Source organism: Pseudomonas fluvialis, assembly GCF_014207935.1.
GTDB lineage: Bacteria > Pseudomonadota > Gammaproteobacteria > Pseudomonadales > Pseudomonadaceae > Aquipseudomonas > Aquipseudomonas fluvialis_A.
Genome location: NZ_JACHLL010000003.1, coordinates 322,140 through 345,503, shown reverse-complemented (window position 1 = coordinate 345,503; position 23,364 = coordinate 322,140). Strand labels below are relative to the sequence as shown.

The window sequence follows — 23,364 nt, the reverse complement described above, 5'->3', positions numbered from 1 at the left end:
TTTTCACGCGCCATGCCCAGCACCCTTTCGGTCAACCAGAACAAGCTGCAGAAACGCCTGCGCCGTCTCGTCGGCGAAGCCGTTACCGACTTCAACATGATCGAGGATGGCGACAAGGTGATGGTTTGCCTGTCCGGCGGCAAGGACAGTTACACCCTGCTGGATATCCTGCTCTATCTGCAGAAGGTGGCGCCGATCAAGTTCGAGATCGTGGCGGTGAACATGGACCAGAAGCAGCCGGGCTTCCCTGAGCACGTGCTGCCGGCGTACCTGGAGTCCATCGGCGTGCAGTACCACATCATCGAGAAGGACACCTACTCGGTGGTCAAGGAGAAGATCCCGGAAGGCAAGACCACCTGTTCACTGTGCTCGCGCCTGCGCCGCGGCACCCTGTACACCTACGCCGACGAGATCGGCGCGACCAAGATGGCGCTGGGGCATCACCGCGACGACATTCTGGAAACCTTCTTCCTCAACATGTTCTATGGCGGCACGCTGAAGGCCATGCCGCCCAAGCTGTTGTCCGACGACGGGCGCAACGTGGTGATCCGCCCGCTGGCCTACTGCAACGAGGCGGATATCGAGGCCTACAGCAAGCTCAAGGAATTCCCGATCATCCCGTGCAACCTGTGCGGCTCGCAGGAAAACCTGCAGCGCCAGGTGGTCAAGGAAATGCTCAACGAGTGGGAGCGCAAGTCGCCGGGTCGCACCGAGATCATGTTCCGCGCCCTGCAGAACGTGGTGCCGTCGCAGCTGGCCGACCGCAACCTGTTCGATTTCCAGAGCCTGAAAATCGACGACAGCGCCACGCCGCGTTTTGTAGATGTGATGAATCTGTAAACGCTACAGAATCATGAAGAAGGGCTGCCACGGCAGCCCTTTTTTGTGGCTGGCGTTCAGTGCGCGCTGCCACCGGTGCCGGCCATGCCGGCGGGCAGTGGTTTGGTCAGCAGCACGGCGAGCATGCTGATGCCGAGGACGATACCGATGGCATGGAAGGCATCGTTGTACGCCATGATGGCGGCCTGCTGGTGCACCTGCTCGCTGAGTTTGCCCAGCGCCGCGCCCTCACTGCCCAGACGCGCGCCCAGTTCGGCCAGGCGCTCGGCGACCTGCGGGTTGGCCGGGGTCACGGCTTCGCGCAGGTAGTCGTAATAGACCTTGGCCCGCTCATCCAGCAGGGTGGCCAGCAGGGCAATGCCGATGGCGCCACCCAGATTGCGCAGGATGTTGAACAGGCTGGAGGCCGAGCCGGCATCCTGAGGCAGGATGTAGGCGGTGGCGATCAGCGAGATGGTGACCATTACCAGCGGCTGGCCCATGGCGCGCAGCAGCTGGATCTGGTTGAACTGCGGGCCGGCGAAATCCAGATTGAGCGCGCCGGACAGAAAGCTGGCGGCACCGAACAGGCCGAAGCCCAGGGCGCACAGGCGCTTGGGCGTGATGAACTGCATCAGCTTGGGCACCAGCGGAATCAGGAACAGCTGCGGCACGCCCATCCACATGATCACCTCGCCGATCTGCAGGGCGTTGTAGCCCTGGATCTGCGCCAGGTACAGCGGCAGCACGTAGATGGAACCGTACAGGCCCATGCCCAGACCAATGCTGCCGATGCTGGCAAAGCCGAAGTTGCGGTTGCGCAGGATGTGCAGGTTGATCAGCGGGTTGGGTTTGGACAGCTGGATGATCACGAAACTGATCAGGCTGACCAGCGCGATCGAGCCGAGGGCGACGATCAACTGCGATTCCAGCCAGTCCTTGCGGTGGCCTTCCTCGAGGAACACCTGCAGGCAGCCCAGACCCAGACCGAGGGTGATGATGCCGGCGTAATCGGTGCTTTTCAGCAGCTCCCAGTGCGGCGCCTTTTTCTCCAGGCCGTACATCAGCCCGGCGATCATCAACAGGCCCGGTGGCACGTTGATGTAGAAGATGTATTCCCAGCCGAAGTTTTCCGTCAGCCAGCCGCCCAGTGTCGGGCCTATGGAGGGGGCGAAGGTGGCGGTGATGGCGAACAGCGCCATGCCCTTGGCGCGGTGGTGTTCCGGCAGCTTGATCAGGGTCATGGTGAAGGCCAGCGGGATCAGCGCGCCGCCGGTGAAACCCTGCATCGCGCGGAACACGATCATGCTCTCCAGACTCCAGGCCAGCGAGCAGAGCAGGGAGGAGGCGAGAAAGCCCAGTGACACCCACAGCGCCAGACGGCGGGCCGAGAGCACCTGCACCAGCCAGGCGGTCAGCGGGATCATGATGATCTCGGCGACCAGGTAGGACGTGGAAATCCACGAGCCTTCCTCCAGGGTGGCCGACAGCGCGCCCTGGATGTCCTTCAGCGAGGAGTTGGTGATCTGGATGTCCAGCACGGCCATGAAGGCGCCAAGCATGGCCGAAAGCACGGCGATCCAGTCGCGCCGGCTGGGCTCGCCCGTGGCGCGGATCAGCTGGTCACCGGCCATGTTTATTCAGCCGAATCGAGGTCGACGACGACTTCCACCGACATGCCCGGGCGGATCTTGCCGGCCAGCGGGTTGTCCGCGGCAAAGGTCAGCTTGACCGGGATACGCTGGACCACCTTGGTGAAGTTGCCGGTGGCGTTGTCCGGCGGCAGCAGGCTGAACTGCGCGCCGGAAGCGGCGAACAGACTATCGACGCGGCCTTCGATCGGCTGGTCGGGGAAACTGTCGAAGACCAGTTCGGCCTTCTGTCCCGGCTGCATGCGGCCGATCTGGGTTTCCTTGAAGTTGGCCTGAACCCAGATGGCATGGTCCGGCACCAGGGCCAGCAGGTGCGAGCCCACCTGCACATACTGGCCGCTGCGGGCGGCGCGGTTGCCGACCAGGCCGGCGACCGGGGCGTGAATGTCGGTGCGCGACAGGTTGACCGCGGCTTGTTGCAGATCGGTGCGGGCGCTGGCCAGCAGGGCTTCCAGACGCTGGATGTCGGTGGTCAGGCTGTCGATCTGGATGCGCTGGGCCTGCAGGTCGGCCTGGGCCTTACTCATCTGCGAGCGGGCGACGTTGGCATCGGCGGAAAGGGTGGTGACGCGCTCTTCGGAGATGAAACCGGGTTTGCGCAGGGCCTGGGCACGGGACAGGTCGATCTGGGTGCGTCCCAGGGTGGCCTGGCTGGCCGCTACGTCGGCCTGCTTGGCGGCGATCAGGCTGGCCTGCTGCTCCAGGCGGGTCCTGGCCTGGGCCAGTTCGGCTTCACGGGTGGCCACGGCCGCCCGGGCCCGTTCCACGGCCAAGGTGAAGTCGCGCTTGTCCAGGCGCACCAGCAGTTGGCCTTTCTCCACATGCTGGTTGTCCTGTACCAGCACCTCGTCGATGCGTGCCGGCAGCTGGCTGGAGAGGCGGGTGATCTCGCCCTGCACGTAGGCGTTGTCGGTTTCCACATGGTGACGGCCGACCAGCAGCCAGTGACCAAACAGGGCGGCGGCGATCAGCGCGACGACAATCAGGAACAGGGACAGACGACGTTGCAATTGCGCGGGCATGGGGAAATCCGGACAGCATGGACAGGTTCGGCAATCTAGCAGTGTTCGATCAGGCTCAACAGCTAGTATGCTTCGGACACTTTGTTGCGATTAAGGAACAGTCATGGGGCTGGATGATGCCTTGATCTTCACGCGGGTCGTGGAGTGCCACAGCTTTACCCTGGCGGCGGCCGGTCTGGGCATGCAGAAGTCCACGGTCAGCCGGCGCATTGCCCAGCTGGAGGAGCGCCTCGGTGTGCGGCTGCTCAACCGCACCACGCGCAAGCTGCGCCTGACCGAGGTGGGGCAGGCCTACTACGAGCGCTGCCGGCAGATCATGCTCGACTTCGCCGAGGCCGAGCAGGCGGTGATGCAGTTGCAGCAGGCACCGGCCGGGCTGCTGCGGATCACCGCGCCGATCGAGTTCGGCCAGCTGTTTCTGGGCGGCTTGCTGGGCGCCTTTATGCGTGAGTATCCGCAGATCACCGCCGAGGTGGAGCTGACCTCGCGCCTGGTCGATCCGCTGGAGGAGGGGGTCGATATCGCCATTCGCGTGGGCGTGCCGCAGGACTCCACGCTGATTGCGCGCAAATTGTTCGAGAGCCGGCGTGGCCTGTTTGCCAGCCCGGACTACCTGGCGCGGCAGGGCATGCCGCGGGTAATCGGTGATCTGGCCAGCCACCGCGCCGTGGTGCAGAGCCACGATACCGGCCGCTACTGGCCGCTGCTGGAGGCGCAGGTCAGCTGCCAGCAAGCCCTGGTGTGCAACAACATCACCTTCCTGCGCGAGGCCCTGCTGGCCGGGGCGGGTATTGGTTGCCTGCCGGTGATGATCTGCGGCGAGGCGCTGGCCAGCGGGCGTCTGGTCGAGGTGCTGGAGCAGGCCCGTCTGCCGGTGGGAGAGATCTATGCGGTGTACCCCTCGCGGCGTTTTCAGGCGACCAAGGTCAAGACCTTTCTCGACTTCCTCATGGCCAGCCTGCCGTCATACGGCGGGCGGTTGCTGGAGCCGGCAGGGCCCGGCCTGTTAACATCGCACCTTTGATTCCTGCTGCGGCTCGCAGCCCGTCATTAGAGAGCCTCCATGACCACCGTCCGTACCCGCATTGCGCCGTCGCCTACCGGTGACCCGCACGTAGGCACTGCCTATATCGCCCTGTTCAACCTGTGCTTCGCCCGTCAGCATGGCGGCCAGTTCATCCTGCGTATCGAAGATACCGATCAGGTGCGTTCCACCCGCGAATCCGAACAGCAGATCTTCGATGCCCTGCGCTGGCTGGGTATCGAGTGGGACGAGGGTCCGGATGTCGGTGGCCCGCACGGCCCTTACCGGCAGAGCGAGCGCGGCGCCATCTACAAGCAATACTCGGATGAGCTGGTCAGCAAGGGCCATGCCTTCCCGTGCTTCTGCAGCGCCGAGCGTCTGGATGAAGTGCGCGCCCAGCAGATGGCCAACAAGGAAACGCCGCGTTACGACGGCCATTGCATGCATCTGGACCCGGCCGAAGCGCAGCGCCGGATTGCGGCTGGCGAGTCCCATGTGGTGCGCATGAAGGTGCCGAGCGAAGGCATCTGCAGCGTGCCGGACATGCTGCGCGGCAACGTCGAGATTCCGTGGGACCGCATGGACATGCAGGTGCTGATGAAGGCCGACGGCCTGCCCACCTACTTCCTGGCCAACGTGGTCGACGATCACCTGATGGGCATCACCCATGTGCTGCGCGGCGAGGAATGGCTGCCGTCGGCGCCCAAGCTGATCAAGCTGTACGAATACTTCGGCTGGGAGCAGCCGGCACTGTGCTACATGCCGCTGCTGCGCAACCCGGACAAGAGCAAGCTGTCCAAGCGCAAGAACCCGACCAGCATCACCTTCTACGAGCGCATGGGCTACCTGCCGGAGGCCATGCTCAACTACCTGGGGCGCATGGGCTGGTCGATGCCGGACGAGCGCGAGAAGTTCTCGCTGGCCGAGATGATCGAGCACTTCGACCTCAACCGCATTTCCCTCGGCGGGCCGATCTTCGATCTGGAGAAACTCTCCTGGCTCAACGGCCAGTGGCTGCGCGAACTGCCGGTCGAGCGCTTTGCCGCCGAGGTTCAGAAGTGGGCGTTCAACCCGCAGTACCTGATGCAGATTGCCCCGCATGTGCAGGGGCGCGTGGAAACCTTCAGCCAGATCGCTCCTCTGGCCGGCTTCTTCTTCAGCGGCGGCGTGGCCCCGGATGCCAAGCTGTTCGAGCACAAGAAATTGTCGCCCGATCAGGTACGTCTGGTTCTGCAACTGATCCTGTGGAAGCTCGAAACCCTGCGTCAGTGGAACAAGGACAACATCACCGCGATCATCCAGAAGGTGGCCGAGCATCAGCAGCTCAAGCTGCGTGACCTGATGCCGCTGATCTTCCCGGCCATCAGTGGTCAGGCCAGCTCCGTATCGGTACTCGACGCTATGGAAATCCTTGGTCCGGATCTGTCGCGCTTCCGTCTGCGTCAGGCCGTCGAGCTGCTCGGTGGTGTGTCGAAGAAGGAAACCAAGGAGTGGGAGAAACTCCTAGGCGAGATCGCCTGATCGCGCAAAGGGCGCCGGCCTGCCCGGCGCCCGCCGATAAGTGGTTGTTCTGTTTGAAGAAAAAATCAGCCTATCGGCGAAAATAGTGTTGACAGCCTGGCGGGTCGCCCCTAATATGCGCCCCGTCCAAGCGACGGGGCTATAGCTCAGCTGGGAGAGCGCTTGCATGGCATGCAAGAGGTCGACGGTTCGATCCCGTCTAGCTCCACCAAATTTCCAGCAAGCTGCGTAAGCGGTTTGCACGAAGGTTTCGTCCCCTTCGTCTAGTGGCCTAGGACACCGCCCTTTCACGGCGGTAACAGGGGTTCGAGTCCCCTAGGGGACGCCACTTCAGATTTGCAGAATCCACCCAGCCGGAACTGCAAATCGCGATCTGAAAAGTTCGCACCCTGCTCAAGGGTTATTTGTTTCACGGGGCTATAGCTCAGCTGGGAGAGCGCTTGCATGGCATGCAAGAGGTCGACGGTTCGATCCCGTCTAGCTCCACCAATCACTGACAGGGTCAGCTGTGTGCTGGCCTTGTTCATCGAAGGTTACGTCCCCTTCGTCTAGTGGCCTAGGACACCGCCCTTTCACGGCGGTAACAGGGGTTCGAGTCCCCTAGGGGACGCCAATTTTCATTTCCCGGTTTTCGGGTTCAAGGGCCATCCCACGGGATGGCCCTTTTGTTTTTCCCGCCTTTTTCCCTGCCATTCGTCCTTTCGTGTATTTCGCGCCTTGTCAGAAAATATTACATGCATAATATTATGGCTGTAATCTTCTGGAGCTAGCCATGAACGACAAGAAGACCCGCACCCGCCAGCGCATTCTGATCAGCGCAGAGCGCCAGCTGCTCAAGCGCGGCGCCCAAGCGCCCGCAGTGGGGGAGGTGATGGCCGCGGCCGGGCTGACGGTCGGCGGCTTCTACGCCCACTTCGCCAGCAAGGAGGCGCTGATGCTGGAGGCCTTCGAAGGCCTGCTGGATCGTCGCCGCCAGGGCCTGCGCGAACTGGAGCCCCAGCTTCCGGCCGTTGAGCGGCGTGCGCTGATGGCGGCCTTCTATCTATCACGCAAACACCGCGACGCCGAGGACGACGGCTGCCCGCTGCCCAGCACCCTGGCCGAGCTGGCGCGCCTGCCGGAAGACTTCCGTGCCCCGCTTGAGGCGCACCTGGAACTGTTGATGGCCGAGTTCGCAGCGTCGCCGGAGGACGCCGACAAGGTACTGGCCGATTTTTCCCTGATGGTTGGCGGATTGCTGCTGGCCCGTGCGCTAGGCACGGGGGCAATGTCCGACCGGGTACTGCGTGCCGCCAAGTCGGCGGTCATCTGAATTCCTTCTCTGGATTCGCGCTAGTGCGCGAGACCGTACGAAGGTTTCGAGGAGGTGCAATATGAACGGTATGAGCCTTGTCCGCGGCATGAACGCCACGCTCGGTCACCTGGCCCCGGAGCTGGCCGCCCGGCAGATGCGCCGGGTCTTCACCATCCCGCACACACCTGCGCCGCGTGCCTGGGAAAGACCCTGGGAGGAGGGCGCTGAGCGCATCACCCTGCGTTTCGGGCTGTCGGCCCTGCGCTGGGGGAGCGGGCCGGCGGTGCTGCTGCAGCATGGCTGGGAGGGACGGCCGACCCAGTTCGCCGTGCTGATCGAGGCGCTGTTGGACGCCGGCTTCGCGGTGGTGGCTCTCGATGGTCCGGCCCATGGCCGCTCGCCGGGGCGCGAAGCCACCCCGGTGCAGTTCGCTCGCGCGCTGACCGAGGCTGCCGCCGAGCTGCCGCCGCTGCGCGCGCTGATTGGTCACTCCATGGGTGGCGCCAGCGCCATGCTGGCGGTGCAGATGGGGCTGCGCGCCGAGCAACTGATCACGGTGTCGGCGCCCAGCCGGCTGCTGCTGATGCTGGAGCGCTTCAGCCGCTTCGTCGGGCTGCCGCCTTTCGCTGGCGAGCGCTTCATCGCCCAGGTCGAGCGCCGCGCCGGCATGCCGGTCAGCGAGCTGGACGTCAGTCGTTACCAACTGTCCATGCCGGGGCTGGTGGTGCATGCCGCCGACGACAAGGTGGTGCCGGCGGGCGAGGCGCGGCGCATCCACCAGTTCTGGCCAGGCAGTCGCCTGCTGGAGCTGGAACAGGGCGGGCACAGCCAGGTGCTGGCCGACCCGCGCTTGGTCGAGGCGGTGCTGGCACAGCTGGGCACGGCCAGGCCCCGATTGACGGCCAGCGGCGGCTGATCGACAGTGGGATTTTGTCCCCGCCCCCAGGGAGCGTAAATGACTCTGCACTGGAAGAGCTTCGACAGCCGCGAGGCCTGCCTGCAGGCGTTGGCCGAGGATCTGGCCGAACAGCTGCAGGCCCGCGAACAACCGAGCCTGCTGTTACCGGGCGGCAGCAGTCCGCAGGCATTGCTGCCGCTGCTGGCAGCAATGCCGCTGGACTGGTCCCGCGTGCGTGCCAGCCCCAGCGATGAGCGCTGGGTGCCGGCCGGGGATGCGGCCAGCAACCTGCGTCTGCTGAGTGCCGGGCTGCCGGAGGCCCAGTGGCTCGACCCACGTCAGGGCTCCACGCCTGAGCAGGCGGCGCGGCATTGGGGGGGGCAACTGCAGTCATGGCTGCCCTTGACTGCCGTGTTGCTGGGAATGGGCGAGGATGGTCATTTCGCCTCGCTGTTTCCGGGTACGCCGGGTCTGGCGGAAGCGCTGGATGGGGCCGCCGAACCGGCAGCCTTGCCGGCGCAGGCGCCCAGCGAGCCGCGACTGCGCCTGACACCCAATCTGGCCCTGCTGCTGCGCAGTGACTGGCTGGGCCTGCTGGTGTTCGGCAGCGCCAAGCGTGCGCTGCTGGAGCAGGCGCAGAAGGGGCAGGGCGACTGGCCGGTGCGTCAGCTGCTGGAGTCGGGAGTCGTGCAGGTGTATTGGGCCGAGTAAGGCCTCACGTCGAAGCGGGTGATGCGCGGCTGACGTCCCCGTCCCAGAGCCGTTACACTCAGCGCATTCGCCGCTGAAGGACGTGCCCCATGTCGGATTCCCTGTTGCATCCCGTGCTGGAACAGGTCACTGCCGCCATCGAGCAGCGCTCGGCGTCCCGCCGCAGTGCCTACCTCGAACGTCTGCAGCAGGCTTATCAGCGTGATCCACGGCAGCACCTGGGCTGTTCCAACCTGGCCCATACGCTGGCGGCACAGCCCGAGGCGGCGCGGCTGATCGTGCGCCAGGGCGGCTCTGCGCACATTGCCATCGTTTCCAGTTACAACGACCTGCTGTCAGCCCATGCGCCGCTGCGCGACTATCCCGAGCAGCTCAAGCAGGCGTTGGCCCGACACGGCGCCAGTGCGCAGTTTGCCGCCGGGGTGCCCGCCATGTGCGATGGCATTACCCAGGGTGAGCCGGGTATGCAGCTGTCGCTGTTCTCCCGTGACCTGATTGCCCAGGCCACGGCCATCGGCCTCACCCATGGCGTGTTCGATGGCGGCCTGTACCTGGGGGTGTGCGACAAGATCGTGCCGGGGCTTCTGATCGGCGCCCTGCATTTCGGCCATCTGCCGGCCCTGTTCGTGCCGGCCGGCCCCATGAGTTCGGGGCTGCCCAACAAGGCCAAGGCCGAGGTTCGCCAGCGCTTCGTGCGCGGCGATGCCAGTCGCGAGGAGTTGCTGGCGGCTGAACTGGCGGCCTATCACGGTGAGGGCACCTGCACCTTCTACGGCACGGCCAATACCAACCAGTTGTTGATGGAGTTCATGGGCCTGCACGTGCCAGGGTCGGCCTTCGTCTCGCCGCATGGCGAGTTGCGCCCGGCCATCACCGCCGAGGCGGCGCGTCTGGTCGCGCGCAACAGCCGGCATGGCGAGCGCCCCCTACCGTTGGGTGTGCAGATCGATGCCCGGGTGCTGGTCAACGCCGTGGTCGGCCTGCTCGCCAGTGGCGGTTCGACCAACCACACCCTGCACCTGCCGGCGATTGCCCAGGCGGCGGGTTATGAGCTGAGCTGGGACGATATTGCCGCGCTGTCGCGGGTGGTGCCGCTGCTGGCGCGGGTCTACCCCAATGGCGCGGCGGATGTGAACCAGTTTCAGGCAGCCGGCGGCCCGGCCTGGCTGATTCGCCAGCTGCTTGAGGGTGGCCTGCTGCATGGCGAGGTGGCCACCGTGGCCGGTGACAGCCTGGCCGATTATGCCCGCGAGGCCTGGCTGGATCAGGGCCGGCTGAGCTGGCGCGAGGTGCCGGCTGAAACCGTCGCGCCGGACATCCTGCAGCCCCTGGCGACGCCGTTTGCCGCCGAGGGCGGCCTGGTGCTGCTGCAGGGCAATCTTGGCCGGGCCATGCTCAAGACCTCGGCGATTCCCCTGTCAGCCTGGCAGGTGCGGGCACCGGCTCGGGTGTTCGACAGCGAGGCGGCGGTGCAGCGTGCCTATGCGGCCGGCGAGTTCAGCGGTGACCTGGTGCTGGTACTGCGCTTCCAAGGACCACGTGGTAACGGCATGCCCGAGCTGCACAAGCTCATGCCCTTGCTGGCCAACCTGCAGCAGCAGGGGCAGCGGGTGGCACTGGTCACCGATGGCCGCCTGTCCGGTGCGTCCGGCCAGGTGCCGGCGGCCTTGCACCTGACGCCCGAGGCGGCCTGCGGTGGTCTGTTGGCCCGGGTGCGGGATGGCGACTGGCTGAGCCTGGATGCGGCGACCGGAACCCTGCATCTGGAGGTGAGTGAGGCGGAGTTGGCACAGCGGGTGCCGGCCAGCGCCAGTGAAACGCAGGCAGCCGGTTACGGCCTGGAGCTGTTTGCCAATCAACGCCGTTTAGTCGGGCCCGCCGATCGCGGGGCCAGCTGGTTCGACGCAGGAGAGTGATGATGTTGACAATGGATCAGGTGTTGCAGCGTGCCCGCCCGGTATTGCCGGTGCTGGTGATCGAGGATGTCGGCCTGGCCGTCGATCTGGCCCTGGCGCTGAAGGCCGGCGGCATCGAGGTGCTGGAGGTGACCCTGCGCACGCCGGGTGCGCTGGATGCCCTGCAGGCGATCCGTCAGGCGGTGCCGGACTTGCTGGTCGGTGCCGGCACGGTCATCCATGCCGAGCAGTTTAGCGAGGCCCGTGATGCCGGTGCCCAGTTCGCCGTCAGCCCCGGTTGCACCGAACGCCTCGCCGCGGCGGCCGATGATTCAGGGCTGCCGTATCTGCCGGCGGTGATGACGCCGTCCGAGGTGTTGCTGGCCCTGGAATATGGCTACCGCTCGCTCAAGCTGTTCCCGGCCAATGGTGCGACCAGCGTGAAAATGCTGAAAAGTTTCAAGGGACCGTTCACCGGCATCCGCTTCTGTCCCACCGGCGGCATCACCCCGGACAACCTGCTGAGCTTCCTGCGCCTGCCCAATGTGGCCTGTGTTGGCGGCACCTGGATTGCCCCGGAGAATCTGGTCAAGGCGCGTGCCTGGGACCAGATCACTCAACTGGCCGCCGAGGCCCGCGACATTGTCTCGACTCTGGAGCGTCGCCCGTGAGCTGGACGCTGCCCGATCCGTTCGTCATCGACATCGTCGTGCAGCCCGAGGATATCGATGGCCTGGGTCATGCCAACAACGCGGTCTATGTCAGCTGGCTGGAGCGCTGCGCCTGGCGCCATTCACAGAGCCTGGGCCTGGACCTGGCCGAGTACCGACGGCTGGACCGCGCCATGGCGGTGCTGCGTCACGAGATCGATTACCTGGCCAGCGCCTACGAGGGTGACCAACTGCAGCTGGCCACCTGGATCGTCGAGTCCGATCAGCGCCTGAAGATGACCCGGCACTTCCAGCTCAAACGTCCGGCCGATGATCTGACGCTGCTGCGCGCGCAGACCACCTTCGTCTGCATCGAGCTGTCCAGTGGCAAACCCAAACGAATGCCGGCAGAGTTCATCGAGGGCTATGGCCGAGCGCTGCTGGAGCGCTATCCGTTGGAGCTGTAAACGGGGTTTTGCCGTCGCGCCCTGCTAGAATCGCCGCCCCGTTTGCCTGTCGAGACTGTTGCCGTGCAAATCGCCTTGGCCCCGATGGAGGGGCTGGTCGACGAAATCCTTCGCGACGTGCTGACCCGTGCCGGTGGCATCGACTGGTGCGTGACCGAGTTCATTCGTGTCTCTGACCGCCTGCTGCCGGCCTCGGCCTTCTACAAGCTGGCGCCGGAACTGTCGCATGGTTCGCAGACCCGTGCCGGCACGCCGATGCGCGTGCAGCTGCTGGGCTCCGATCCGGCCTGCCTGGCCGACAACTCCGCCTATGCTTGCGAGCTGGGCGCGCCGGTCATCGACCTGAATTTCGGCTGCCCGGCCAAGACGGTGAACAAGTCGCGTGGCGGAGCGGTGCTGCTTAATGAGCCGGAACTGCTGTATCGCATTCTCGCCGAGGTGCGCCGAGCGGTACCGGCGGCCATACCGGTGACGGCGAAGATGCGCCTTGGCTATGACGCACCGGACGGTGCCCTGGATTGCGCCCGCGCTCTGGTCGACGGCGGGGCAGCGCAACTGGTGGTGCATGCGCGGACCAAGCGCGACGGCTACAAGCCACCGGCCCATTGGGAGTGGGTGGCGCGGGTGGCCGAGACGGTTCGGGTACCGGTGCTGGCCAACGGCGAGGTGTGGAGCCTGGCCGATTACCAGCGTTGCCGCGAGGTCAGCGGCGTCGCCGACATCATGCTGGGTCGCGGCCTGGTTTCGCGCCCCGATCTGGCCCGGCAGATTGCCGCCTGGCGCGATGGTGCCGATACCACGGCGATGACCTGGGCCGAACTCTGGCCCCTGCTGCAGGACTTCTGGCGCCAGGCGCGCGGCAAGCTGGCACCGCGCTATGCGCCGGGCCGGCTCAAGCAGTGGCTGGCCATGCTCACTCGTAGTTACCCCGAGGCGGCTCAGCTGTTTGCCGAACTGCGCCGGGAGAACGACTGCGAGCGTCTGGATGCCCGCCTGCAGCAGCCGGTTATTGTTTGATATCTGTAAAACCAAAGATCGGGAAATACTGATTTATTGAACGCAAAGCGCCGTGCGACCCTGCGTTCAGTCAGGTTATTTCTGGTCCGCCCATGGCGCTGTTCACCCTTACTCCGCTGCTCGGTGCGCTGCCTCTGATGGCTGGCAAGCATTGTTGCCGAGGTATGGATGGCTTGCGCTGTTTGCCGCTGGCCTTCTGGGCGCTGTGGCATTGTCGGCATGCCCGTCCACCGGATGGCTGCCCCTCATAGCGCTGCCCCATTTCTGATCGAGCCGCTTGGCTCAACGGTTGTCCCGAGTCATCAGTGCCGGGTGACCGAATCGCTTCTGCCGCACCACTGTGTGCCGCATCCCATAACAAGGAAACCCCATGAACGCTGCGATCAAGCCCGTGACGCCTGCGCCCGAGCGCTGCAAGTCCTACTACACCGCCACGCTCAACCACGAGACCGATTACCCGACGGTGCAGGGCACGGTGAAGGTCGATGTGGCCATTATCGGTGGCGGTTTCACCGGCGTGGCCACGGCGGTGGAGTTGGCTGAGCGCGGCCTCAAGGTGGCAGTGATCGAAGCCAACAAGATCGGCTGGGGCGCCACCGGCCGCAATGGCGGGCAGGTCACCGGCAGTCTGTCCGGCGAAGGGGCCATGCACAAGCAGATGAGCAAGACCCTCGGCAGCGACGTCGAGGATTTCATCTGGCACCTGCGCTGGCGCGGCCACGAGATCATCAAGAGCCGGGTTGCCAAGTACGGCATCCAGTGCGACCTCAAGCACGGCCACCTGCACGCAGCGATGAAGCCGGTGCACATGGCCGAGCTGGAAGCTTCCTACGAGGAGGCCGTGCGCCGTGGCATGGGCAGTGAGGTCACCCTGCTCGATGCCCAGGGCGTGCGTCAGCACCTGGAAAGCGACCTGTACTACGGCGCGATCAAGAACACCCGCAACATGCACCTGCATCCGCTGAACCTGTGCATCGGCGAGGCGAAGGCCGCCGAGAGCCTGGGCGCGCTGATCTTCGAACATTCCGAGGTGCTGGATATCGTCCATGGCGCCAACCCGGCGGTGGTCACCGCTCAGGGCCGTGTCGAGGCCAAGCAGGTGATGCTTGCCGGTGATGTCTACCACAAGCTGGAGCGCAAGAAACTCAAGGGGCTGATCTTCCCGGCCATGGGCGGCATCGTCACGACCAAGCCGCTGGGCGACCTGGCCAAGCAGATCAATCCGCAGGATCTGGCGGTGTACGACTGCCGTTTCGTGCTCGACTACTACCGCCTGACCGCCGACGGCCGTCTGCTGTTCGGCGGTGGTGCCAACTATTCCGGGCGTGATTCGCGGGATATCGCCGGCGAGCTGCGACCCTGCATCGAGCGTACCTTCCCGGCGCTCAAGGGCGTGGACATCGAGTTCCAGTGGAGCTGCGCTATGGGCATCGTGATGAACCGCATCCCGCAGCTGGGCAAGCTGTCGGACAACGTCTGGTACTGCCAGGGCTACTCCGGCCATGGCGTGGCCACCACCCACATCATGGGCGAGATCATGGCCAATGCCATGACCGGCACCCTGGAGAAATTCGACACCTTCGCCTCGTGCAAGCACATCAAGGTGCCGATGGGCGATATCTTCGGCAACCCGATGCTGGCGGCCGGCATGTGGTACTACCAGATGATGGAAAAGCTGCGCTGATCCCGGTAATGGTGGCTGCCTGAGTAGCCACCGACCATGAGTGAAGCAAAACCGATGTCAGTGTCTGGCATCGGTTTTTTTATGCCTGGGGAATACGGCCGAGGACGACGCTGATCGGCGTGCGTTTGTCCTGCATCAACCCCTCACACTGCTCTGGCGCTATGCTCTGGCAATGCCTGAAAACGGGGAGGGACATGCAATGGGCAATGCCGCGATCAAGCTGCGCGGGGTCAATCTGGGCAGCTGGCTGGTGCTGGAAAAGTGGATGGTGCCGAGCCTGTTCGAGGGGCTGGGGGCCACCGATGAGACCACCTGGTGCGTCGAGCTGGGGCCTGCCGCCGCCGAGCGGTTGCGGGCGCACTGGCAGCGCTGGATCACCCGCGAGGATTTCGCCTGGCTGGCCGAGCGTGGCATCAACGCCGTGCGCATCCCGGTGGGACACTGGATTTTCGGCCCCGACTACCCCTATCACCCCAGCTATGGCGAGGCCCGTCATCCCTTTGTCGAAGGCGGCATTGCCGTGCTCGACAATGCCATGAGCTGGGCACAGGAGTTCGGTCTGCAGGTGGTGCTGGACCTGCACGCGGCGCCGGGTTGCCAGAACGGTTTCGACAACGGCGGCATCAAGGATGTCTGCGAGTGGCACACCCGGCCGGAATACCTGGAACACTCGCTGACGGTGCTGGAGCGCCTGGCCGAGCGCTATGGCCGGCATCCGGCCCTGCATGCCGTCGAGGCGCTCAACGAACCGCGCTGGGACGTGCCCACCGACTACCTGAAGGCCTATTACCTGCAGGCCTATGAGCGCATTCGTCGGCATGCGCCGGCCGAGCAGGTGGCGGTGGTGTTCCATGATGGTTTCCGGGATTTCCGTGAATACCTGGGTTTCATGCAGGCGCCGGCATTCAGCAATGTGCTGTTCGATATTCACCGTTACCAGTGCTTCGAGCGTGGCGACATCGATATGGATATCTACGGGCATATGCGCAAGGCGGCCGGCGAGTGGAAGACCGAGGCCGATGCCATCATCACCGAGCTGGGCCTGCCGACCTTCTGTGGTGAGTGGAGTCTGGGACTGGACCTGAAAGTGGTGTCGCTGTGGGCACAGGGGCCGTTCAATCATGCGCTGGAACGTATGGACGACTTCCAGCAGAACGTGGCCTACCGCGGCTATGCCGCCGCCCAGCTGGCGACTTTCGAGAAGTACCAGGGCTGGTTCTTCTGGAACTACCGGACCGAGACCACGCCCGCCTGGTGTTTCCGCGAGTGTGTCGAGCGTGGCTGGTTGCCATCAAGCTTTGCGTGACAGCTCTTGCGCAATCAACTTTTGCGTAGCGTGCAGGTCGGCTGAGAGCAGTTGAGGAAACGTGGTTCGGCCAGGCGATTGAGCACCAGCTTGCGGCTGAAGTGACGTTCCAGCCCCGGATGGAAGCTGATCGACAGCAGCGTGCTGTTGGGCAACTCCTGGTGCAGGACATCCAGCAGGCAATCCTCACCATTGGCGTCGGAGGCGTCCGTGGCCTGCTCCATGAACACCCAGGCTGGTCGTTGCAGTAGCACACGGGCAATGCCCAGGCGCTGCTGGGCGCGCATGGGCAGTACGCGGTCCCAGCTGTCGCTGTCGTCCAGGCGCGCGGTGAGCCAGGCGACGCCGGCGCATTCCAGGGCGTGCCTGAGTTCGCTGTCGCTGAAGTGGCTGGTCGCATAGGGGTAGCTCAGGGCCGAGCGCAGCGGGCCTTCCGGGAGGAACGGGCGCTGCGGCAGGAACACCAAGGGTGTTTCGGCGGGAAGGCAGATCTCGCCGCTGCCCCAGGGCCACAGGCCGGCCACGGCCTTGAACAGGCCGATGGTCACGGCAGGGTCGCCGGCAATCAGGATGCGCTCGCCGCGCCGCACGCGCAGATTGAGGTGCTCCAGCAGCACTTCGCCATCCGGGTTGGCCAGGCTCAGGTCATTCAGGCTCAGGTGGGCGGAGTCGCCATGGCGCAGCTCGATGCGGTGCTCCATCGGCTCGCGCGCCTGCTGCTCCAGGTCGAGCATGTCCTGGTACAGGCTCACCACACGGTCTGCCGAGGCGCGGCACTTGGCCAGTTCGCCCAGGTTGTCCACCGGCCAGGACAGGGCCGAGGTCAGTCGCTGGAAGGCCATGGCCGCCTGCATCAGGATGCCCAGGCTCATGAGCCCGGCGATGTACTGCGGCGCGGCGACCAGAATCGGGAACACCGGCAGCAGCGCGCCATAGCCGGCCGAGAACGAGACGATGCCCAGGTAGCCGAGGGTCTGGCGGTTCCAGCCGCGGCCGACATCGGCGAACAGGCGCTCGGCATGCCGCCGCTCCACCGGTTCTCCGTGCATCAGGGCGATCGATTCGGAGTGTTCGCGGGCTCGCGCCAGGCCGAAGCGCAGGTTGGCCTCGACAGTCTGCAGGCGGTTGGTGGCCTTGATCAGCGGGCGGCCGAGGAGCAGGCCAAGCAGGGTGCCGCCGCCGGCGTAGAGGAAGGCGAGGATCACCAGGTAACCGGGCACGGCGATGCTGGTGCCGGGAATCAGCAGGCTGCCGGACAGGCCGTAGAGAATGTCGATGAAGCTGCCAAGGATCAGCAGCGAATAGATCAGCGAGTGGGCCAGGCCGATGGCCGAGTCGGTGACGATACGGATGTCCTCGGCGATGCGCCCGTCCGGGTTGTCGTGCTCGCCTTCCTTGAACAGCAACTGGTAGTGATGGCCGCGGCTGAGCCACTGGTCGAGCAGGCGCTCGGTCAGCCAGCGGCGCCAGTCCAGCTGCAGCCAGCGTTTGACATGCAGGTGCAGGGCGGTGACCAGCATGGTCAGCAGGAAGATCACGGCGAAGGTGGCGATCTGCACCAGCAGTGCCTGCAGTGAGCGGTCTTCGAGGGCGTCGAACAGTTCGCGCTGCCAGTAGCTGGTCCAGATCACCAGACCTACCTGGCCGAGGGTCAGTGCCAGCAGCAGGGCCACGGCGCCGCGGATGGTCCACTTGCGCTCGCTGCGCCAGTAGGGCGCGGCCAGGCGCAGAAAGCGCCAGCGTTTGCGGGGGGGGCGGCTGCTGGGCTGCATGGGCTAGTGCCGCCGCGCCAGTTGCAGGGCGACCTGAACGGCGCCGCGCAGGCCGAGCAGTTCGTCCAGCACCACATGCAGGCCAATGCCGGTCAGCAGTTCGTGCATCGGCGGCTTGTCGACAAAGGCCTGCAGCACGACAGGTTGTTGCAGATAGGGCAGGATCTTCGGTGCGATACCGCCGCAGAGGTACACGCCGCCTTCGGCCAGGCTGGTCAGCGCCAAGTTGCCGGCGGCGCTGCCGAGCAGGCGGGCGAACAGCTGCAAGCTCTGTTGCGCGGGGGCATCGCCTAGTTCGGCTAGTTGGCTGATCTGGCGGGCGTCGGGCAGCTCAGGATGGTCGGCAGCTTGTGCGGTGAAGAAGGCATACAGGCGGCTCAGGCCGCGACCGCAGAGCAGCAGCTCCAGGCTCACGCGCGGGTAGTGGCGGCGCAGGAACTGCAACAGTTCGATCTGTTGTTCATCGGCCGGGGCGAAATCGGCATGCCCACCCTGGCTGGCCATTACCTGCGGCTGCTCGGCGCTGCCGGCCAGCAGGGCCATGCCCAGGCCGGTGCCGGCGCCGAGCAGGGCGCGTGTACCGTGGTGGCTGGTGCCCTGTTGCAAGGTGCAGAGTGCGGTGTCCGGCAGCAGGGGCAGGCCATGGGCCTGGGCGGCGAAGTCATTGAGCAGTTGCAGGCGCGGGATATGCAGCTGGCGGCTGAGTTCGCCGGCATCTACCTGCCAGGGCAGGTTGGTCAGTTGCACCTGCTGTTGGTGGATCGGGCCGGCAAGGGCCAGGCAGGCGCTGTGTGGCTGTTCGCCAGGTTCGAGGAACTGCGTCAGCAACTCTTCCAGGCTGGCGAACGCCTGGCTGGGCAGTACGGCCTGGCGAACAGGCTGCCACTGGCTGCCCTGAGCTTCGGCCAGCAGCAGCCGCGCCTGGGTACCCCCGATGTCTGCCGCCAGAATGATCATCCGTGCCTCGCTCATTCACCTATTGCGCAAGACTAACCCGAAGCGCCCGGCTTTGCCTTGATCTGTGCCGGCGGCCACGGCCTAATGCGTGTCCTTAGCTCTTGTCCGGGATGTCGTCCGTTGTCCAAACCGCTGCCTGCCGCCAGCCGTCTGCACCTGCCGCGTGGCCCCTGGCATACCGTGCTGGAATGCCTGTGCGCGCGTTTCCCTGCGATTGCCGAGGATATCTGGCGCTCGCGCATGCAGCGCGGGCTGGTGCAGGATCTCGCCGGCCAGCCGCTGAACGAACTCAGTGCCTACCGCGAAGGTTTGGGTGTGCAGTACTTCCGTGAGGTGGTGGACGAGCCGCAGATTCCCTTCGAGCTGGAGATTCTCCATCAGGACGAGCACCTGCTGGTGGTCGACAAGCCGCATTTCCTGGCCTGCGCGCCGGTCGGGCAGTGGGTCGAGCAGACTGCGCTGACCCGCCTGCAGCGATTGCTGGGCAATCCGCAACTGGTGCCGCTGCATCGCCTGGACCGACTGACCGCCGGGCTGCTGATGTTCTCCTGCCAGCCGTCCAGTCGCGATGCCTACCAGGCGCTGTTTCGCCAGCGGCGCATCGACAAGACCTACGAGGCGCTGGCGCCGGCACTGGAGCAGTTGCAGTTCCCGTACCTGGCCGAGCATTGCCTGGAGCGTGGCGAGCCTTTCTTCCTGACCCGCATCGCCGACGGCCCGGCCAACAGCCAGACGCGTATCGAGGTGCTGGAGCGGCGCGCCGATTATTGGCGCTATGCACTCTACCCGCACAGCGGTCGCAAACATCAGTTGCGGGTGCAGATGGCGGCACTCGGGGCGCCGCTGCTCAATGATCCCTGGTATCCAGAAGTCCAGGCCGAGGTAGTCGATGATTTCAGCCGGCCGTTGCAATTGCTGGCTCGCCGCCTGAGTTTTAGCGACCCCCTGAGTGGTGTGCCGCGCGAGTTCGTCAGCCGCCGCCAGCTGTCCTGATCAGGCGCCGATCCGTTCGCAGGCCGGCTGCAGCAGCTGGCAGAACTCCTGCAGCGGCACTGGCTTGCTGAACAGATAGCCCTGGCACACATGACAGCCCTGAGCTTCCAGCAGCGCCAGCTGTTGCGGCGTTTCCACACCCTCGGCGACCAGGGCCAGGCCCAGGCTCTGGGCCATGGCGACGATGGCGCGGATGATCTCGGCATCGTTCTGGTCGATGCAGGAGTCGCGCACGAACGACTGGTCGATCTTCAGCACATCCACTGGCAGGCGCTTGAGGTAGGTCAGCGAGCTGTAGCCGGTGCCGAAGTCGTCCATGGCGAAGCTGACGCCGAGTTTCTTCAGGCGATTCATCTTGGCGATGGTGTCGTCGAGGTTCTGGATCACGATGCCTTCGGTGATTTCCAGCTTGAGCATGCTGGTCGGCAGGCGCGAGCTTTCCAGGCAGTCCATCACCTGCTCGACGAAATCGGCCTGGCGGAACTGCCGCGGGCTGATGTTGACGCTGATGCTGAAATCCTCGCGCTGCACCAGGCCCTGCTCCAGCAACTGCTGGGTCTGCTGGCAGGCCTGGCGCAGCACCCAGCTGCCGACCTCGAGAATCAGGCCGCTCTCTTCGAGAATCTGGATGAACAGCGCCGGCGACTGCTGGCCCAGTGTGGGGTGCTGCCAGCGCAGCAGTACTTCGGCCCCGACCATGCGTCGTGACTGGCTGTCGACCTGGGGCTGGAAATGCAGGAAAAATTCGTTGCGAGGCAGAGCCAGGCGCAGGTCGCTTTCCAGGCGCAGGCGTTCGCTGGCCACGGTCTGCATGGTTCTCTGGAACACCTGCACGGTGTTGCGCCCGGAGTCCTTGGCCCGGTACAGGGCAATGTCGGCACGCTTGAGCAGGTCGGCCGGGTTGTCGCCGTGGTCGGGCAGCATGGCGATGCCGATGCTCGGGGTGATCTGCAGGCGATGGCCTTCGATCAGCATCGGCTCGGCCAGCAGGGTGCGCAGCTTGTCGGCGACGTTGCGCGCCTCGCGGGTGGCTTCGGTGCGCTTGCCTTCCAGGCCACTGATCAGGACGACGAACTCGTCACCACCCAGGCGCGCCACGGTGTCCTCCATGCGCACGCAGGATTCCAGGCGCGCGGTGACCATCTTCAGCACCGAGTCGCCGACCGGGTGGCCGAGTGAGTCGTTGATGTGCTTGAAGTGGTCGAGGTCCAGGTAGAGCAGGGCGCCACGCAGATGATGGCGCTTGAGCAGGGCGATCTGCTGGGTCAGGCGGTCGAGCAGCAGCGTGCGGTTGGGCAGGTTGGTCAGTGGGTCGTGGTAGGCCAGGTGCTGGATCTGCGCCTGGGCCTGTTTGAAGGCGGTGACGTCGCGGGCGATCAGCAGCAGGCAGTCGCTACCGGCAATGCTGATCGGCTCGGCCGAGACTTCAACAGTCATGATCCGGCCGTCACGGGTCAGCGCCTGCAGCTCGAGGTTGTGCACATGACCTTCGCGCTGCAGCTGTTCGATCAGCCGTTGGCGCTGGCCGGCATCGGCCCAGGTGTTGAGTTCCAGCGAGGTGCGCCCGAGCACTTCCTCGGGCTGGTAGCCGGTGAGACGACAGAATCCACCATTGACCTCGAGGAAGCGGCCGGTGCTGCGCTCGCTGATGCTGATGGCATCGGGCGAGGCATGGAAGGCCTTGGCGAATTTCTCCTCGCTGTACTTGAGCAGGCGTTCGGCGCTTTCGCGGTCGGTCACGTCGCGGAAGGTCGAGACGATGCACAGCTGGCGGTCGACGCGGATGAAGCGGCTGGACACCTGGCAGGTCAAGAGATCGCCATCCTTGGTGTTGTACTGCGCCAACTCGTTGTCCAGGCCCTGCTGGGTCTTGAGCTTCTCGAACAGGCGCTGGCGTTCGCTGGCCAGGGCCCAGAAGGGCACGCTGCCGGCGTCGCGGCCGCGCAGATCGTCGAGGCTCCAGCCGAAGATCTGGGTGAAACTCGGGTTGAGGTCGATGAACTGGCCGTCACGGATGCGCGACACGCAGATCGGATCGGGGCTGGAGTTGAACAGGGTGACGAATTTTTCCTCGGAGGCGGCAACCTGCCGCTCGCGCTGGGTCCGTTCGGTGACGTCGGCGACCACCCCGGTGATGCGTCGTGGCTCACCCTGATCGTCCAGGTAAAGGGTAGCGGTACTTTCCAGGTGCAGGTGTCCACCCTGCGGGCGTCGCACCCGGTAATGCAACTGGCGAGCCTGGCCTGGCTGGCGTTTCATCTCGTCGAGCTGCACGCGCAGGTAGTCCTGGTCGTCGCGTTCGAGGTGGACGAAGAACTGTCGGTAGTCGGCATGGAAGGGTTCGTCGGGCAGACCGTGCAGGGCGCTGCAGCGTGCCGAGGCAAAAAACTGCAGGTTCTTGAGATCCCAGTCCCAGGTGCCCAGTTGTGCCGAGTCCAGGGCCAGCTTGAGGCGTTGCTCGCTGTTACGCAGCGCCTGTTCCTGGCGGCGCTGCAGGGTGATGTCGCGCAGGGTCAGGGCCAGGCAGGTGCGGCCATCGATTTCGCACTCGGCGCCATACAACAGGTTGGTGCTGGTCGAGCCGTTGCGGTGGCACAGCTCGGCTTCCAGGTGTTCCAGGCGTCCATCGGCGTCCAGTGCATCGATCATGCGCTGGCGGTCCTGAGGGTCACGCCAGATACCGAGTTCCAGCGAGGTTTTGCCGATCGCCTCGGCGGCGCTCCAGCCGAACTGCCGCTCGAATGAGGGGTTGACGGCAATGAAGCGGCCGTTGGCGCGGTCGGTGATGACGACCGTGTCGGGCGTGGTGAGGAAGGTCTTGGCGAACTTTTCCTCGCTGGTGCGCAGGGCATGCTCGGCGGCCACGCGATGGCTCTCGTCCAGAAAGGCGCAGAGCAGGCAGGGTTCGCCATCGATCACGATGCTGCGGGCCGACAGGGTGCCGCACAGCTGCTGACCGTCGCGACGGCGGAAGTGGGCGAACAGGGTGACAGGCTTGTCGAGATGACGGCTGCGGCGGCGCAGTTCGTCGCGTTGTTGGGTGTCGACCCACAGCTCCAGCTCCATCGCCGTGTGACCCAGGCAGTCCTGCCGCGACCAGCCGAAGACTTCGCAAAACTGGTCGTTGACATCGACGATGCAGCCATCGCTGTAGCGCAGTAGCGTCATGGGGCCGGGGTTGAGCTGGAACAGGGCGCTGTAGCGCGCCTGGGTGGCCGCCTGTTCGGCTTCGCGCTGCTGCAGCTGGCTGATGTCGCGCAGCACGCCGAGCAGGCTGGGCCTGCCGTCGGCCTGGATCAGCAGTTGGCCGCTGAGCTCCAGCCAGCGCTGGGTTCCGTCGGCCAGTTGCACACGGTGCTTGAGGGCCAGTTCGCGGCCGGGTTGCTGATCGATACCGGCAAGGCTGGCAATCAGACTGGGACGATCTTCCTCTACTATCAGTTCGATGTAGTCGCTGAGTTGGCGCAAGGGCTGCTGCGGGCTGCGGCCGAGCAGGCGCATACAGCCGGGCGAGAGATTGAGTAGGTCGGCTTGCGGGTCCCAGAACCAGGTGCCCAGTTGCGCGGCATCCAGCGCCGCACTGAGCTGGCTCAGGTGGGCGTGCAGGTCGGCAGGCGCGATGGGTGAGGCTTCAGCCATAGGCAGCAGTTCCACTACATGTCGGCACGTACTGGTCCGTGCT

At 65.2% G+C, this 23,364-nt stretch carries 18 protein-coding genes and 4 tRNA genes; 17 read left to right on the top strand and 5 right to left on the bottom strand.

What is annotated here, in order from left to right; translation table 11 throughout:
- Positions 1-12 precede the first annotated feature (12 nt).
- On the top strand, positions 13-840 hold the full coding sequence (gene ttcA, locus HNP49_RS10550; protein ID WP_095938566.1) for a tRNA 2-thiocytidine(32) synthetase TtcA: 828 nt from the start codon (positions 13-15) through the stop codon (positions 838-840).
- Positions 841-896: 56 nt separating this feature from the next.
- Here ttcA and HNP49_RS10545 read toward each other — a convergent pair whose 3' ends face one another.
- Positions 897-2,393 carry an MDR family MFS transporter gene (locus HNP49_RS10545; RefSeq protein WP_184683444.1) on the bottom strand — a complete coding sequence of 499 codons (1,497 nt, stop codon included), beginning with the start codon at positions 2,391-2,393 and terminating at the stop codon, positions 897-899.
- Between the two features lie 62 nt (positions 2,394-2,455).
- On the bottom strand, positions 2,456-3,493 hold the full coding sequence (locus tag HNP49_RS10540; protein ID WP_184683040.1) for an HlyD family secretion protein: 1,038 nt from the start codon (positions 3,491-3,493) through the stop codon (positions 2,456-2,458).
- A 103-nt stretch (positions 3,494-3,596) separates the two neighbouring features.
- On the opposite strand from HNP49_RS10540, the gene HNP49_RS10535 reads away from it, so the two are divergent.
- The 15 genes from HNP49_RS10535 (at position 3,597) to HNP49_RS10465 (ending at position 15,960) form a co-directional block, all read left to right on the top strand.
- Entirely contained in the window at positions 3,597-4,517 is a 921-nt protein-coding gene (locus tag HNP49_RS10535; protein ID WP_184683038.1) for a LysR family transcriptional regulator, read from the top strand.
- 39 nt (positions 4,518-4,556) lie between these two features.
- The gene (gltX, locus tag HNP49_RS10530; RefSeq protein ID WP_184683036.1) at positions 4,557-6,038 is read left to right on the top strand and encodes a glutamate--tRNA ligase; all 1,482 of its coding nucleotides are present in this window, start codon (positions 4,557-4,559) and stop codon (positions 6,036-6,038) included.
- 135 nt (positions 6,039-6,173) lie between these two features.
- A tRNA-Ala gene (locus HNP49_RS10525) sits at positions 6,174-6,249 on the top strand.
- 41 nt (positions 6,250-6,290) lie between these two features.
- Positions 6,291-6,366 (top strand) — tRNA-Glu (locus tag HNP49_RS10520).
- Between the two features lie 85 nt (positions 6,367-6,451).
- Positions 6,452-6,527 (top strand) — tRNA-Ala (locus HNP49_RS10515).
- 48 nt (positions 6,528-6,575) lie between these two features.
- Positions 6,576-6,651 (top strand) — tRNA-Glu (locus HNP49_RS10510).
- A 159-nt stretch (positions 6,652-6,810) separates the two neighbouring features.
- Complete coding sequence (locus tag HNP49_RS10505; protein WP_184683034.1) at positions 6,811-7,350, top strand: TetR/AcrR family transcriptional regulator; 540 nt, start codon at positions 6,811-6,813, stop codon at positions 7,348-7,350.
- A gap of 61 nt (positions 7,351-7,411) precedes the next feature.
- Entirely contained in the window at positions 7,412-8,248 is an 837-nt protein-coding gene (locus HNP49_RS10500; protein ID WP_184683032.1) for an alpha/beta fold hydrolase, read from the top strand.
- Between the two features lie 39 nt (positions 8,249-8,287).
- Positions 8,288-8,941, top strand: coding sequence for a 6-phosphogluconolactonase (locus HNP49_RS10495; RefSeq protein ID WP_184683030.1), 654 nt, complete (start codon positions 8,288-8,290; stop codon positions 8,939-8,941).
- Positions 8,942-9,045: 104 nt separating this feature from the next.
- Entirely contained in the window at positions 9,046-10,857 is a 1,812-nt protein-coding gene (edd, locus tag HNP49_RS10490) for a phosphogluconate dehydratase (protein ID WP_221445204.1), read from the top strand.
- A complete protein-coding gene (locus HNP49_RS10485) occupies positions 10,857-11,507 on the top strand; it encodes a bifunctional 4-hydroxy-2-oxoglutarate aldolase/2-dehydro-3-deoxy-phosphogluconate aldolase (RefSeq protein ID WP_184683025.1) in 651 nt (216 codons plus the stop codon). The genes edd and HNP49_RS10485 overlap by 1 nt, the downstream gene beginning before the upstream one ends.
- The gene (locus HNP49_RS10480) at positions 11,504-11,953 is read left to right on the top strand and encodes a thioesterase family protein (RefSeq protein ID WP_184683022.1); all 450 of its coding nucleotides are present in this window, start codon (positions 11,504-11,506) and stop codon (positions 11,951-11,953) included. Before HNP49_RS10485 ends, HNP49_RS10480 begins: the two co-directional genes overlap by 4 nt.
- 63 nt (positions 11,954-12,016) lie before the next feature.
- A complete protein-coding gene (locus HNP49_RS10475) occupies positions 12,017-12,970 on the top strand; it encodes a tRNA-dihydrouridine synthase (protein ID WP_184683020.1) in 954 nt (317 codons plus the stop codon).
- A gap of 370 nt (positions 12,971-13,340) precedes the next feature.
- Positions 13,341-14,654 (top strand): FAD-binding oxidoreductase, encoded by a 1,314-nt coding sequence (locus tag HNP49_RS10470; protein WP_184683018.1) that lies wholly within the window; start codon positions 13,341-13,343, stop codon positions 14,652-14,654.
- Between the two features lie 199 nt (positions 14,655-14,853).
- A complete protein-coding gene (locus HNP49_RS10465; protein WP_184683016.1) occupies positions 14,854-15,960 on the top strand; it encodes a glycoside hydrolase family 5 protein in 1,107 nt (368 codons plus the stop codon).
- Between the two features lie 14 nt (positions 15,961-15,974).
- On the opposite strand, the gene HNP49_RS10460 is transcribed toward HNP49_RS10465, so the two are convergent.
- Both HNP49_RS10460 and glk read right to left on the bottom strand, forming a co-directional pair.
- On the bottom strand, positions 15,975-17,732 hold the full coding sequence (locus tag HNP49_RS10460; RefSeq protein ID WP_184683014.1) for an ABC transporter ATP-binding protein/permease: 1,758 nt from the start codon (positions 17,730-17,732) through the stop codon (positions 15,975-15,977).
- A 3-nt stretch (positions 17,733-17,735) separates the two neighbouring features.
- A complete protein-coding gene (gene glk, locus HNP49_RS10455; RefSeq protein WP_184683012.1) occupies positions 17,736-18,704 on the bottom strand; it encodes a glucokinase in 969 nt (322 codons plus the stop codon).
- A gap of 69 nt (positions 18,705-18,773) precedes the next feature.
- Between glk and HNP49_RS10450 the strand changes: the two genes are divergently transcribed.
- Entirely contained in the window at positions 18,774-19,682 is a 909-nt protein-coding gene (locus HNP49_RS10450; RefSeq protein ID WP_184683010.1) for a pseudouridine synthase, read from the top strand.
- On the opposite strand, the gene HNP49_RS10445 is transcribed toward HNP49_RS10450, so the two are convergent.
- Positions 19,683-23,321 (bottom strand): PAS domain S-box protein, encoded by a 3,639-nt coding sequence (locus tag HNP49_RS10445; protein ID WP_184683008.1) that lies wholly within the window; start codon positions 23,319-23,321, stop codon positions 19,683-19,685.
- Positions 23,322-23,364 lie beyond the last annotated feature (43 nt).